The organism is Virgibacillus sediminis (assembly GCF_042643265.1).
Taxonomy (GTDB): domain Bacteria; phylum Bacillota; class Bacilli; order Bacillales; family Amphibacillaceae; genus Virgibacillus_O; species Virgibacillus_O sediminis.
In genome coordinates this window covers 191,661-205,136 of record NZ_JBHRRZ010000017.1, presented here as the reverse complement: position 1 = coordinate 205,136, position 13,476 = coordinate 191,661, and the positions used below count along the sequence as shown (strand labels likewise).

Here is a 13,476-nt window from a genome sequence, read left to right as displayed (position 1 = left end):
AGAGGAGCTTTTCAAATGAGTAAAGATAAAATCGTTTTAGCATATTCCGGAGGACTTGATACCTCTGTAGCAATTAAATGGCTTCAAGATAAATATAATTATGATGTAATCGCGGTGGCTCTAGATGTTGGGGAAGGAAAGGACTTGGAGTTTGTAAAGAATAAAGCCATTGATGTAGGGGCCGTTAAATCTTACGTAGTAGATGCGAAATCCATGTATGCAGAAGACTATGTACTTCCTGCATTGCAGGCTAATCTATTGTATGAACAGAAATACCCGTTGATTTCTGCTCTGTCCCGTCCATTGATCGCTAAAATTCTGACTGCCATTGCCGAGAAAGAAGGAGCCGTTGCGGTGGCTCACGGATGTACCGGCAAAGGAAATGACCAGGTAAGATTCGACGTGGCCTTCACGGCGTTGAACCCAGAACTGGAGATTGTTGCTCCTGTACGTGAATGGGCAATGTCCAGGGAAGAAGAAATCGATTATGCGAAAGAGCACGGTATTCCTATTCCAATCGATCTTGATAATCCATTCAGCATCGACCAGAACCTCTGGGGACGGAGCAACGAATGCGGCGTATTGGAGGATCCTTGGCAGGAAGCGCCTAAGGAAGCCTATGAGCTTACAACAGATCCAGTCGAAGCACCAGACGAACCACAGACAATACAAATCACCTTCGAACAGGGTAAACCTGTTTCCCTTGACGGGGAGGCACTTCCTATGGAAGACCTGATTCTGAAACTGAATGAAATTGCCGGTAAACATGGGGTGGGACGGATTGACCATGTGGAAAACCGTCTTGTCGGCATCAAATCCCGGGAGATTTATGAAGCACCGGCTGCACTTACCTTGATCGCTGCCCATCAGGAACTTGAAGCACTGACACTGCCGAGGGAAGTAGCCCAGTTCAAGCCGACAGTAGAACAGAAGCTAGCTCAGACTGTCTATGACGGACTGTGGTATTCCCCGCTGACAGAAGCTCTTAAATCCTTCATCAAGGAAACACAGAAGCATGTATCCGGAACAGTAAAAGTGAAGCTGTACAAAGGCCATGCACAAGTAGTCGGCCGTGAGTCTTCCAGTTCCCTTTATGATCTTGATCTGGCTACCTATGCAAAAGAGGATGCCTTTGATCATAAAGCAGCACTAGGATTCATCAAGCTTTGGGGACTGCCTACCCAGGTACACTCCTCTGTAAACAAGGATAATGAGGATAAAGCCGATACCTTTGAAAAGGTGAAATTTGATACGAAAGACGCTGTGAACCAATGAAACTCTGGGGCGGACGCTTTACAAAACCAACAAACCAGCTAGTTGATGAATTCAATGCTTCTATCCATTTCGATAAAAAACTTGCTAAGCATGATATCAACGGAAGCCTCGCCCATGTCGCCATGCTGAAGAAATGTGAAATTATTTCGGCGGAAGATGCCGATACTATTGCGGAAGGCCTGAAGAAGGTTGCCGAAAAGATCGAGAAGGGTGAGGCGGAGCTTTCTGAGGAGCATGAGGATATTCACATGAATGTCGAAAAGCTTCTGACGGAGGAAGTCGGTCCTGTAGGGGGGCGGCTTCATACCGGCCGGAGCCGGAATGATCAGGTCGCTCTTGACATGCGGCTGTATCTCCGGCAGGCATTGGTGGAAATCAATGGACTGCTGCTGGATGTCCAGAGATCCCTGACAAATCAGGCGAAGGCCAATATGGATACCGTCCTCCCGGGGTACACCCATTTGCAGAGGGCCCAGCCTGTTCTGTTCGCCCATCATATGATGGCCTATGTGTTCATGTTCCAACGGGATGTAGAGCGGCTTCAGGATAGCTGGAAACGGGTGAACAAATCCCCGCTTGGTGCAGGAGCCTTGGCGGGGACTACTTTCCCGATCGACCGTGGATATGTGGCAGAGCAGCTTGGCTTTGACGGTATTACGGAAAACAGCCTGGACTCGGTGAGTGATCGTGATTTCGTGGTGGAATTCCTAGCCAATGCTTCGATGGTTTCCATGCATTTGTCCAGACTTTGTGAAGAGTTGATCCAGTGGTCCAGTGCAGAATTCAATTTTATTGAACTGGATGATGCCTTCTCTACCGGGAGCAGCATGATGCCGCAGAAGAAGAACCCGGATATCGCAGAGCTTGTACGCGGAAAAACAGGCCGTGTATACGGCCATCTGACAGGGATACTGACTACGTTGAAGGGATTGCCGTTAGCCTATAATAAAGACATGCAGGAAGATAAAGAAGGCATGTTCGATACAGTGGAAACACTGAAGGGGGCGCTTGGATTATTTGCCCCTATGCTTGAAACCATGAAGGTGAAACAACAGGAGATGTATCAGGCAGTGCGCAGTGATTTCTCCAATGCCACCGATTTGGCGGATTATCTGGTCGGCAAAGGAATGCCTTTCAGGGAATCTCATGCAGTGGTGGGGCAGGCGGTCCTGCATTGTATTAATCAGGATAAGTACCTGCTGGATATGAGTATCGAAGAATTCCAGGAATTCTCCGAGTTGATAGAAGAAGATATTTTTGATGTGTTGAAGCCGGAAACAGTGGTAAATGCCCGAGATGTGGCAGGAGGAACTGCCAAGAACCGTGTGGAGGAACAATTGACAAAAGCCTCCCAGCTGTTCGGCCAGACAGACCAATGGATTCAAGAACATGAAAAAATAACCGGTCAGACAGCATTATAAGCTGAGGAGGGAGTACAAATGGGGACGCTGGAGAAAGAGCAGAGCATTGAACAAAGACTGCAAGGACGTGATTTTCTCACACTTGCCGATTATAAAAAAGAAGAACTGGAATACATCCTGGATCTCGCCCGACAGCTGAAAGAGAAGCATCATCAGGGGCAGAAGGTGCAAACACTGGACGGAAAGACCCTGGGGATGATCTTTGAGAAATCTTCGACACGAACAAGGGTCTCTTTTGAAGCCGGGGTCTATCAGCTGGGCGGTATGGGGCTTTTCCTCAATTCTAATGATCTGCAGATCGGCAGGGGCGAGTCTATTCCCGATACAGCAAAAGTGCTCTCCGGTTATCTCGATGGAATCATGATCAGAACCTTCTCCCACGAGTTGGTAGAGGAGCTTGCCGAACATGCAAGCATTCCAGTGATCAACGGTTTAACGGATGCCTACCATCCATGCCAGGTGATGGCTGATTTGCAAACCATCCAGGAAGTGAAGGGTGGATTGGAAGGCAAAAAGCTGGCTTATATCGGCGATGGTAATAATATGGCCCATTCCCTGATGCTAGGCGCCGCCATTATGGGGATGGATATTAGTATAGGGGCACCGGAGGGCTATCAGCCAGAGCCGCAAGTTACCGATAAGGCAAAACAGCTGGCTGCAGCGGCTGGAGGCAGTGTAGAAGTAACCGTGGATCCCCGCGAAGCTGTTGGCCAGGCAGATGCCATCTACACGGATGTGTGGGCTAGCATGGGCCAGGAAGATGAGCAGAAGATCCGGGAACAGGCATTCCAAGGTTTCCAAGTGAACAGCAGTTTATGTGCCGCAGCCAAGAGTGATGCAGTCATCATGCATTGCCTTCCAGCACATCGAGGTGAAGAGATAACTGCCGAAGTGATCGATGGCAAGCAGTCGGTGATTTTCCAACAGGCAGAAAACAGGCTGCATGCCCAGAAAGCAATCATGTCAGCACTTATGGGATAATAGGAAGAATGAGTTTATAGATTGAGTAAGCCTTGGGATACAATCGCATGTCGATTCGTATCCCTTTTCCTGTTCTTTGCTAAGGCTGTCTAGAGGGTATCGATGGACAAAAAAAGAAGGCTGCAGAGAGTTCCACAGTCCTTCCCAAGAGGGCAAATTGAAACCATTCGAGACACTAAGAAACAAGAAAAGCTTATATGGTATATAAAAGGACAGCAATAAGACAGACACTTACTTTAGCAAGAAATCTCATTGTGCACCCCCCACGCCATATGCCTTTCTAATTACAATCCTACAAGAAAACCTTTAAGTGAAGATGAATCTCCCATGAAGATTATGTTAAGGTTGCGCAATCAAAAACCGCACTTTCTCGAAAAAAAGTGCGGTTTACTTATTGAGTAAAATAAATGTTAATGTCGTTTATTCAACCAGAGTACACCGGATTTCGCCAGGCGAGGCAGCAATCCTGTTACAGGCTTGTGCATCATATCACCAAAGCCGTCTGACTTCCCGAGAGATCCGAGCGTACCTTTGAGCTTAATTGGTTTTGGTTTTTTCGGCTGTTTTCCTTTAAGGACAGCAGATAGGACATCAGCGATCTGTTCACCCTGTTGTCCGGCAAGCTGGCCGCTAGGTGAGAATTCTGAAGAGGCACAGTCACCTACGACATAAACATTCAGCTGTTCCGGAACTTGGAAAAATTCATTGAGGACAACCTTCTGCTGATTGTCTTTTTCAAATGGCAGCTCCCTCACCAAGTAATTCGGCTGTACGCCAGCCGTCCAGATCGTCACATCATTAATGTAACAGACACCGTTATTGCAGACGCCATCTTCCTCAACATATTCCACATCGGCGTGATGTAGCACGTCAACATCATGCCGCTTGAACCAGTCTGCAACGTGATCCTGAATTTTTTGGTCAAATGCCTTCAGGACGGATCCCCCGCGGTCCAGCAGCCGGATATTGAGGTCCTTGCGGCTTTCGCGGATCTCCGAGGCCACTTCAATGCCGCTCAACCCGGCTCCGACGATGGTAACTTTGCCATAGGCTTTGCAATTACCGACAGCTGCACCGGCAAGACGAGCCTGTTGGAATGTCTGGACACTCTCGGTGAATTCCTCTGCACCGGGTATACCATGATAGTTATCTTCGCATCCCAGGCCGATAACCAGGTAATCATACGGCACTGGGTCTGTTTTATCTTCAATCAGGATTTGCTCATTTTCGGTGTCAATTTTGCTTATTTCCCCGTAGATATAACGCACCCGTTTATCATCCGGGAAATTCTGCCGCACATCCTTGTCCGCGGAAGTCCCTGCAGCTATTGTGTAAAATTCTGTTTTGACGGAAAAATACGGATTCCTGTCGACCAATGTAATATCTACGTCTTCAGGAAGCTGCTGTTCGAGTAGACTATAGATGATTTTCAGGCCGCCATAGCCACCGCCTAAAACAACCAACCTTTTCATGAAATTACCCCCAACATGGTTATCAATTACTTATGAAGCGTTTAATCCCCCTATTAGATTAACAAAAATCGATTCTATTAACCACTCAAAATGCAAGAATTGTCGGCAGTGAAATGAGGCGGTTCATTCTGGGATGAAAAATACGGAATGACACTAATTATGAGGAATAAATTTCTGATATGAAGGGAAACTGATAAATATGGAATAAATACCAAGCAAAGGAGAAATGGAAATGGCAGAAGTGAAATTAGCGATTATTTATTATAGTTCCACAGGTACAAACTACCAGCTGGCTAAATGGGCAGAAGAGGCAGGCAAGGAGGCAGGAGCGGAAGTAAGAGTAGCAAAGGCACCTGAACTGGCGCCGCCGGAAGCAATCGATTCCAACCCGGCATGGCGGGAGCATGTAGATGCTACAAAGGATGTTCCGGAAGCTACCTCCGATGATATAGAATGGGCAGATGCCATTATTTTTAGCTCCCCAACTAGATTCGGGAACGTCGCTGCACAAATGAAGCAATTCTTAGACATGCAGGGCGGCCTATGGGGATCCGGAAAAACTATTAATAAAGTGGTAAGCGGTATGTCCTCTGCCTCCAACCCACATGGCGGACAGGAAGCTACTGTTCTATCCCTATACACCAGTATGATGCACTGGGGAGCAATCATTGTCCCTCCAGGCTATACGAACCAAGCACTGTTCGGCGCTGGCGGCAACCCATATGGAACCAGTGTGACTCAGGGAGAAGATGGAAAAATGGTAGAAGACGTGGAAGCCGCAGTAAAACATCAGGCACAACGCACCATTGAAGTGGCAGCAAGTGTAAAAGCAGGAAAATAAGTCGTGAGAAAACTGCCTCCCCCGTGGAGGCAGTTTTCTTATGGGCGAGAATGCTTGATAATAAGCAGGCGCCGGGTGCGCAGAATCAGCAGATATCGTTAGGGGAGAAGGGATATCGGCGGTAGAGCGAGGTTATCGGCTGAAGGAAGAGAATATCGCCAGGAGAGCAGGGATATCAGCGGTAGGGCCGGGATATCCCTGAAGTCTTCTATTCGCCTCAGATCAAGGCTGGCCCATTATATGGACCAGCCTTGATCTGGGTTGGACGATAGCTGTTAAATGATCCCTTCTGTTTTCAGCACAGATTGGAGTCCTTGTCTTGCTTCCTTTAGCACTGATTCGCGCCATTCCTGTTCTTGAGGGTAAAACATGGCTTTCATTTCATCGAGGATATACTCTCGGTCTTCCTCTCTTTCTGCTCCTTCCCAGTAGAGCTGGTTTTCAAATACAATGGTCATCAGTTCCCGAAGTTCGGCTTTCTTTCCTTCCCCAAAGGTGCCGAATTCGAATAGGGCGGAGAACAGGTAGGTGTTCGGGTAATCTTCCTGTACCATATAGAAGTGGTGGTGGGAATCTCCTTTTATATTTTCACCAGAGGATCTAACCACATTTTTCATTCCATACGTCTCTTTAATATAGTCTGTTGTCCGTTCATCTTTTTCAGGCAGGACCATGGTCAATTCGTTTGTCGGTCCCAGTGCCGTATGCCAGTCCATATGGATGATCCGTTGGAACTTGCCGAGGAGGTCCTGCTGGATCTGCTTCATGAAGATAGCGTTCTCTTCGGCTGCATTGCCGCCGTAATATACACCTTTTTTGAACTCGTACTGCCCCATTTTTTTGGCTTCTTTCAACCCGCCATACCCTTCTTGGAAAATACCTTTCGTCAGTTGTTTATAAAGCTCTTTCTTTTCTTTATCTAGATCTTTAATTCGGCCGGAAGGATTGAATAGTTCCTCTGCTTTTTCATAATGTTTGTTAATATCCTTTGGAAGGGCGGATCGATTATAGATGTAATTTCTGTTTAAATCAATATTGTTTTCCGTTACCCTGCGGAAGTGACGCATTCCCCATGGGTTGATGGCATGGATGAGGCAGATGCCGGTGTCATCCGGGTTCACATCCTCCATCAATTCTTCGACAAACAGGTGGATGGAGGCGGCGCCTGCATATCCCTCAATTCCATGTTCCCCGCAGGATAGAAAAACGACTTTCTTATTTTCCACATTTGCTTCAGAGAATATCATATCGATTGTGTTGTCCGTCTCTTTGCCGATTATCTTGGATGTCATTCTGGCTTGGGGCCATTTCGCCCTCACTTTTCCTAAAAAGTCACGGAAAACTGCCCGCGACTCCTCATAGTTATCAGGGAAATATTGGTTATTCATTAAGATCATTTCCTTTCTCGCCTTGTTTCTCTTAACGTTCCACCTTCTTCGCAAAATAAAACAATTGCAGAGGATAATCTGACAGTTTGAAGGGAAACGAGAGATGACAAACGAGTGGATACCCAGTAAAATATAGGAAAATGGAGGAGGATGTCTTGATTAATGGGTAGTTTAAGAGTGAATGCCGGAAAACTAGCGGCACATCCGTATTTTTTAAACACGATTTTTGTCCTTATTTTAATAAATGGAGTATTGGTAGGGTTGGAAACATACCCGTATATTGCTGAAAATTATGGGTCATGGATTTACATAGTAGATCAGATTCTCTTATGGATATTTACGATTGAAATACTTATCAGGCTGATCGGCAGCAGGACGATCGGTTCCTTTTTCCGAGACCCTTGGAATGTTTTTGACTTTGTCATCGTTGCGAGCGGCCATCTCTTTGTTGGCGGCCATTATGTTACAGTTCTAAGGGTGCTCCGTGTGCTCCGCGTACTTCGCGCTGTATCGATTATCCCGTCACTGCGCCGTATGGTGAACGCACTGTTGCTGACCATTCCGTCCATGGGGACCATCATGCTGCTTCTGGGAATCTTTTTCTATATTTACGCGGTGATCGGGACGATGCTGTTCCAATCGGTTGCACCGGAGTATTTTGGCACATTGCATGATTCCTTCCTTACGCTGTTCCAGGTTATCACATTGGAATCATGGGCAAGTGGTGTCATGAGGCCAATATTGGCAGAAGTTCCGTCCTCTTGGTGGTATTTTGTAACCTTTATCATTATCGGTGCCTTTGTCATCATTAACTTGTTTGTCGGTGTTGTTGTCAACAGTGTGGAGGAAGCGGCACGGGACGAGCACCCCAACCCGACGGATGTCAAGCTGGAAGAAGTGCATGAAGAATTAAAGGAATTGAAAGAGATGATAGAGAGAGAAAAAGGAAAGAGATAAAAAAGCGCCGCATTTCAAGTTGCGGCGCTTTTTTTACTATTCCATCAGTTCCCCGATGATCTCGTAGGAACGCAGACGGGCTTTCATGTCATAAATTTGCGAAGTGATGATCATTTCGTCAGCCTCTGTTTCCTTTTGGAAATTGAGCAGGCCTTCTCGTACTGTCTCCTTGGTGCCGATAATGGTGGTTCGAGGGTCGAGGGATTCTTGGACGGCTGCTTTCTCCATTGGTGACCATACATCGTCCATATTTTCAACAGGCGGCTGCAGCTTGGTATTTTTCCCTTTCCTTATGTTCAGGAAGCTCATCTGCAGGGAGGAGGCATGATATCTTGCTTCTTCTTCGGTATCCGCTGCTATAACGTTTACTCCTACCATGGCATGGGGCTTCTTAAGCGTATCGGACGGCTGGAAATGCTTTCTGTACAGCTGGAGTGCAGGGATGGTGTATTGCGGTGCAAAGTGGCTGGCAAATGAGAAATACAGCCCTTTTTGTGCTGCAAGCCTTGCACTGAAATCACTGGAACCCAGCAGCCAGATAGGAATGTCGAGCCCTTGTCCGGGAACTGCCTTCACTCTTGATACAGGTTCATCAGCAAAATAATCCTGCAATTCGTTAACCTGCATCGGGAAATCTTCCGGTCCGGTGTTCAGTGTACGGCGGAGGGCATAGGCTGTTGCCTGGTCACTGCCCGGGGCGCGGCCGAGCCCTAGGTCGATACGGCCTGGAAAGAGGGATTCAAGTGTGCCGAATTGCTCTGCAATAACCAGTGTTGCATGGTTCGGCAGCATGATTCCTCCAGAGCCAATCCGCATACGCTCCGTATTCTCGGCAATGTGGCCGATCAATACAGATGTAGCGGAACTGGCAATCCCCGGCATATTATGATGCTCCGCGAGCCAGTAGCGGTTAAAGCCAAGCTTTTCCACATGCTGTGCAAGAGCCACACTTTCTTTGAAGGATTCCCCCGGATTGCTTCCCTCTTTTATTGGCGCCAAATCGAGTACGGAGAGGGGAATTTGGTTAAACTTTCTTATATGTTCAGAAGTCACTGCTTCTCACTCCTTTAAAGGTATCTTAATGGAAATGATACGATGTCTGCAGATAAACGTCCATTTTTCAGCTTGTAGTTACGTCTATGCTTCCCACCTCAAGACCAACCATTCTTATAAAAGGGGGGGAGGGAATATTGAGCTGCTGCCGATTCTATTGGGGGTTCCTTTAAAAACCATTTGCCACAAAGCTTGACATCAAGTAATATGTAAGATAGCAATAAGCATTGAAAGAAGGTATATGATGAATAAAACATCCATTTACGGACTGACATATGATCAGCTCACGGATTGGCTGGTGGAAAACGGCCAAAAGAAATTCCGTGCTGACCAGGTCTGGAATTGGCTTTATAAAAAAAGGGTCGCAGAGTTTTCGGAAATGAAGAACGTAAATAAGGAAACAATCACCCTGCTGGAGGAGAACTTTGTCCTGCATACATTGGGCGAGGAAATCAAGCAGGAGTCAAAGGATGGAACCATTAAATTCCTATTCCGCCTGGCAGACGGAAATTTGATTGAAACAGTGCTCATGCGGTTCAATTATGGACTAAGTGTCTGTGTGACTACACAGGTCGGCTGTAATATCGGCTGTTCCTTCTGTGCAAGCGGGCTGCTGACGAAGAGCCGTGACCTGTCCAGCGGAGAAATCGTGGAGCAGATCATGAATGTACAGAAGCACCTGGATGCCAAAGGAGAAGAGGAGCGAGTCAGCCATATCGTTGTGATGGGAATTGGTGAACCATTTGACAATTATAATAATCTGATGGACTTCATTTATGTTGTCAATGATGATAGAGGGCTGAACATTGGTGCCCGTCATATCACGGTTTCTACCAGCGGGCTTGCCCATAAGATCCGTGACTTCGCAGATGAGGGGACACAGGTCAACCTGGCTATTTCCATCCATGCACCGAACAATGAATTGCGTTCGCAAATCATGAAAATCAACAAGGCCTTCCCAATCGAAAAGCTGATGGATTCCATTGAGTACTATTTGGAGAAGACAAACAGGCGGATCACCTATGAATACATCATGCTAAGGGATGTAAACGACCATGAACAGGAAGCCAGAGAGCTTGCCAAACTGCTGGAGAACCATAAGCATTTGGCCTATGTCAATTTGATTCCGTACAATTCGGTCGATGAGCATAATCAGTACCAGCGCAGCCAGTCGGAGACTATCCAGGCATTTTTTGAAACACTCAAGAGCTATGGGATCCATTGTGGTGTCCGCTGGGAGAATGGTGCAGATATTGATGCAGCTTGTGGCCAGCTTCGCAGTAAACAGATCAAGAAACAAAAGAAGCCGGCTAGATCTAAAGTGGTATAGTAGATAAAAAAAGCATCTATATATGGATTTCCGTCCTGTGGTAAGCGATTTGCAGGCCGTAATAGTTTATACAAAAAGCAAAGGACAGTGCCAATGGCACTGTCCTTTGCTGTCTTTCAGCTTAGGCTATTTCATCCTGTATCTCAGTCTCATGCTTCCGAGCTCATTCAACACAATCGCTCCGAGAATCAGGAGAATGCCTCCCCATTGCAGCACGGTGACTTCTTCGGAAAGAATCAGGCTGGCCGAGATGATTGCCACAGGAAGCTCCACTGAGCTCAGTATATTGGCGAGACCGTCTGGGACTTGGTGTGCTCCCAATGCAAAGAACAAAGGTGGCAGTACAGCACCGAACAGGCCTACACCGCAGGCCAGCAGCCATAAACCGGCTCCTCCAGAAGGTACGGAAGCCAGGTCGCCATGGAAAAGAACTAGAACTAATACAAGCGAACCTGTCACCATAATGGCACTTCTGATCCATGGATCGACTGTTGTAGCAGCCTTGCCGCTAAAGAAGATGAAGCCGGCATAGGAGAATGCTGAAAGGAGTCCCAATACCACACCGATAATAGGGACATCTTGAATGGTGCCTCCGATGACATCGGAAGCGAGGAACACCCCGGTAAGAATCAGAGAAATAGCGCCCAATGTCAGGATGGTCGGCCTTATTTTAGAGAAGACCCACTCGAAGATGATCCCGATCCAGACAAACTGGAACAGCAGGATAATTGCCAAAGATGCGGGGAGATATTGAATGGACCCGTAATAAAAGACACTGGTTAAACCGACAAATGCACCGGTTATCAGCAGTCTAATGGTATTCGTTCTACTGAGTCCCTTGAAACTGGATCGACGGGCGACAGCAATGATCCATAAAAAGGAAAAGGCAACAGCCATCTGGGCGATATTAAGCTGACCCAGTGAATAGCCGCTGGCAAATGCGGTTTTTACAAATATCGGAGTAAAACCGAAACTTGCCGCACCAATTAACACGAAAAGAATTCCTTTGTTTTTATGCATGCGAATCGCCTCCTTTAATGCAAGGCTATCTTAACATATTTCACGACGAATTTGGCAGGTTTTCGGGTAAAATTTCGTCTGCCCGTTTAATCCCCGACGTGGCCAGTGAAGCCGTGGAGTCTTCAGCACTCAGCCGGTTTTTTCCGATACTTTTGGAATGCAGCAACAGATCGTCTGCCCGGATATAGGCATTCTTCATGTCAGTGCCACAGTTCGTTTCGAAGAAGAACATGCCGAAAGAACAGGTTAGGTAGATGGAGAGATCCTCGGAATGATAATCGGCTTTAGCGGGTGTTTGTCCAATGGAAAGCTGTATTTCTTTCATCAGAGACATGCATTCCTGATAACTTTTCCCTCGCAGAAAAAGGGTGAATTCTTCCCCGCCGCTGCGGAAGAGGTAATCTCCGGGATGCAGAAAGGCTGTAAACGTATCGGCGACATGGCGGATGACCTGGTCGCCAACATGGTGGTTGAACGTGTCATTGATTCGTTTGAAGTCATCAATATCGGCGACTACCACGGCGACGTGTTCCCGAACAGTTCTCAACTCGTCTGCCACCTTGCTCATATATGCCCGGTTATAGGTCTTCGTGAGGTAGTCGGTATAAGCCATCTCTTCGAATTTATCCCGCTCGATTTTATGCTGGACCGTCTGCGATTTGAGGATGAGGGAGCGGGTAACCATATAGTTAAGCAGAAACAGGGCGATTACCATATCAAAATCCCCGCCGATCAGAAAGATTGCAAGAAGTCCATTGGAAAAGAGAGTTTTCCCCATATCCAAAAGGCTTCGGCTCTTATAGAAGTCGGCTATCTCCTCTTTTGAGTTAATTTCTCCGGATATGTAAAGGACAGCAGCAAGAGAGGTATCGGAGAGGATGGATTGGAATATCACTAGAGTGGCGAGCAGCAGCCAAAAACCGAATGGTAGCCCTTCCACTATAGGATACAGCATGTAAAAAAAGAAATATCCAGCCGAATGGAATAAACTGAATGCCCCTATGTTATAAAAGGTATGCAATAATTCGTCCTTGTCCCCAGTTTTCTTCATAGATCGGTACGAAAATTGGAGGAAACGGTAGACCGTTTCAAAGAGGAATGCACCAGCGGGGCCTGCAAACAGGACAAAAGCCAAACCATAAGCTAATCCGTAGTCGATCGTGACTTTCCCCTTCTTATCCTGCAGGTTCGTGTGAGAGTACAAGAATGAAAAGAACAGGAAAATGAAAAAGGCAGGAAGGAATATGGACATCTCTACATTGATTTGGCCATAGCCCCCCGCAATGACAGCGGACACACAAAACAGGGAAAAAATATAGACCTTCAGTTTCAGCACCTTCAGCCATCTCCTCGCATCGTACATAAATGGGTATATTTTACTATTTTATTCTAGAATTTAGAACTATCATACCACAAAGTGGAGAGTAAAAAAGCTTATTTCTTTTTTTTTCAAAACTGTTCATATTTCCCCGGAAATATAGGCCGATATGTGAAACATGCAGTCATGGATTACATAGAGAACCAGCTATCGCAGAGACCTTATCACAAATGTTATGAAAGGAGTACATATTTATGCAGGAAAAAGAAAAAGTGGCGGAGAAAAGCAAGCAGGACCAATCATCCGAAACCGGCTGAAGTAGCTAAAGGAGGGTTACGCCCTTTATACATAAAGTCGGAGGGTTGTAAAAAGAGTTGGACATAAAACAGATCGTGCCAGTATATGCAATTTATTGGGGGA

Annotated in this window: 11 protein-coding genes; 6 read left to right on the top strand and 5 right to left on the bottom strand. The window is 46.6% G+C overall.

The window, feature by feature from the left end:
• Window positions 1–15: 15 nt before the first annotated feature.
• Genes ACFODW_RS11955 through argF form a run of 3 tightly spaced genes read left to right on the top strand, consistent with a single transcriptional unit; the run spans window position 16 to window position 3,677 of the window.
• On the top strand, window positions 16–1,275 hold the full coding sequence (locus tag ACFODW_RS11955) for an argininosuccinate synthase (protein ID WP_390306725.1): 1,260 nt from the start codon (window positions 16–18) through the stop codon (window positions 1,273–1,275).
• The gene (argH, locus tag ACFODW_RS11950; protein ID WP_390306722.1) at window positions 1,272–2,696 is read left to right on the top strand and encodes an argininosuccinate lyase; all 1,425 of its coding nucleotides are present in this window, start codon (window positions 1,272–1,274) and stop codon (window positions 2,694–2,696) included. The genes ACFODW_RS11955 and argH overlap by 4 nt, the downstream gene beginning before the upstream one ends.
• A gap of 18 nt (window positions 2,697–2,714) precedes the next feature.
• Window positions 2,715–3,677: an ornithine carbamoyltransferase gene (gene argF / locus ACFODW_RS11945; protein ID WP_390306720.1), complete on the top strand. Its 963-nt coding sequence runs from the start codon at window positions 2,715–2,717 to the stop codon at window positions 3,675–3,677.
• A 410-nt stretch (window positions 3,678–4,087) separates the two neighbouring features.
• On the opposite strand, the gene ACFODW_RS11940 is transcribed toward argF, so the two are convergent.
• Window positions 4,088–5,149, bottom strand: a complete 1,062-nt coding sequence (locus ACFODW_RS11940) for an NAD(P)/FAD-dependent oxidoreductase (protein ID WP_390306718.1) — start codon at window positions 5,147–5,149, stop codon at window positions 4,088–4,090.
• Between the two features lie 232 nt (window positions 5,150–5,381).
• Between ACFODW_RS11940 and wrbA the strand changes: the two genes are divergently transcribed.
• Complete coding sequence (gene wrbA, locus ACFODW_RS11935) at window positions 5,382–5,990, top strand: NAD(P)H:quinone oxidoreductase type IV (RefSeq protein ID WP_390306716.1); 609 nt, start codon at window positions 5,382–5,384, stop codon at window positions 5,988–5,990.
• A gap of 275 nt (window positions 5,991–6,265) precedes the next feature.
• Here wrbA and ACFODW_RS11930 read toward each other — a convergent pair whose 3' ends face one another.
• Window positions 6,266–7,378, bottom strand: a complete 1,113-nt coding sequence (locus ACFODW_RS11930) for a M14 family metallopeptidase (protein WP_390306713.1) — start codon at window positions 7,376–7,378, stop codon at window positions 6,266–6,268.
• A 162-nt stretch (window positions 7,379–7,540) separates the two neighbouring features.
• Here ACFODW_RS11930 and ACFODW_RS11925 point away from each other — a divergent pair, with 162 nt between their 5' ends.
• The gene (locus ACFODW_RS11925; RefSeq protein ID WP_390306711.1) at window positions 7,541–8,335 is read left to right on the top strand and encodes an ion transporter; all 795 of its coding nucleotides are present in this window, start codon (window positions 7,541–7,543) and stop codon (window positions 8,333–8,335) included.
• A gap of 36 nt (window positions 8,336–8,371) precedes the next feature.
• Here the strand turns inward: ACFODW_RS11925 and ACFODW_RS11920 are convergent, their stop codons facing one another.
• Window positions 8,372–9,388 carry an LLM class flavin-dependent oxidoreductase gene (locus tag ACFODW_RS11920; RefSeq protein WP_390306709.1) on the bottom strand — a complete coding sequence of 339 codons (1,017 nt, stop codon included), beginning with the start codon at window positions 9,386–9,388 and terminating at the stop codon, window positions 8,372–8,374.
• Window positions 9,389–9,632: 244 nt separating this feature from the next.
• Here ACFODW_RS11920 and rlmN point away from each other — a divergent pair, with 244 nt between their 5' ends.
• Window positions 9,633–10,718 (top strand): 23S rRNA (adenine(2503)-C(2))-methyltransferase RlmN, encoded by a 1,086-nt coding sequence (gene rlmN, locus ACFODW_RS11915; RefSeq protein WP_390306706.1) that lies wholly within the window; start codon window positions 9,633–9,635, stop codon window positions 10,716–10,718.
• Window positions 10,719–10,844: 126 nt separating this feature from the next.
• Here the strand turns inward: rlmN and ACFODW_RS11910 are convergent, their stop codons facing one another.
• Window positions 10,845–11,738: an EamA family transporter gene (locus ACFODW_RS11910; RefSeq protein ID WP_390306704.1), complete on the bottom strand. Its 894-nt coding sequence runs from the start codon at window positions 11,736–11,738 to the stop codon at window positions 10,845–10,847.
• 40 nt (window positions 11,739–11,778) lie between these two features.
• A complete protein-coding gene (locus tag ACFODW_RS11905) occupies window positions 11,779–13,074 on the bottom strand; it encodes a GGDEF domain-containing protein (protein ID WP_390306702.1) in 1,296 nt (431 codons plus the stop codon).
• Between the last annotated feature and the right edge of the window lie 402 nt (window positions 13,075–13,476).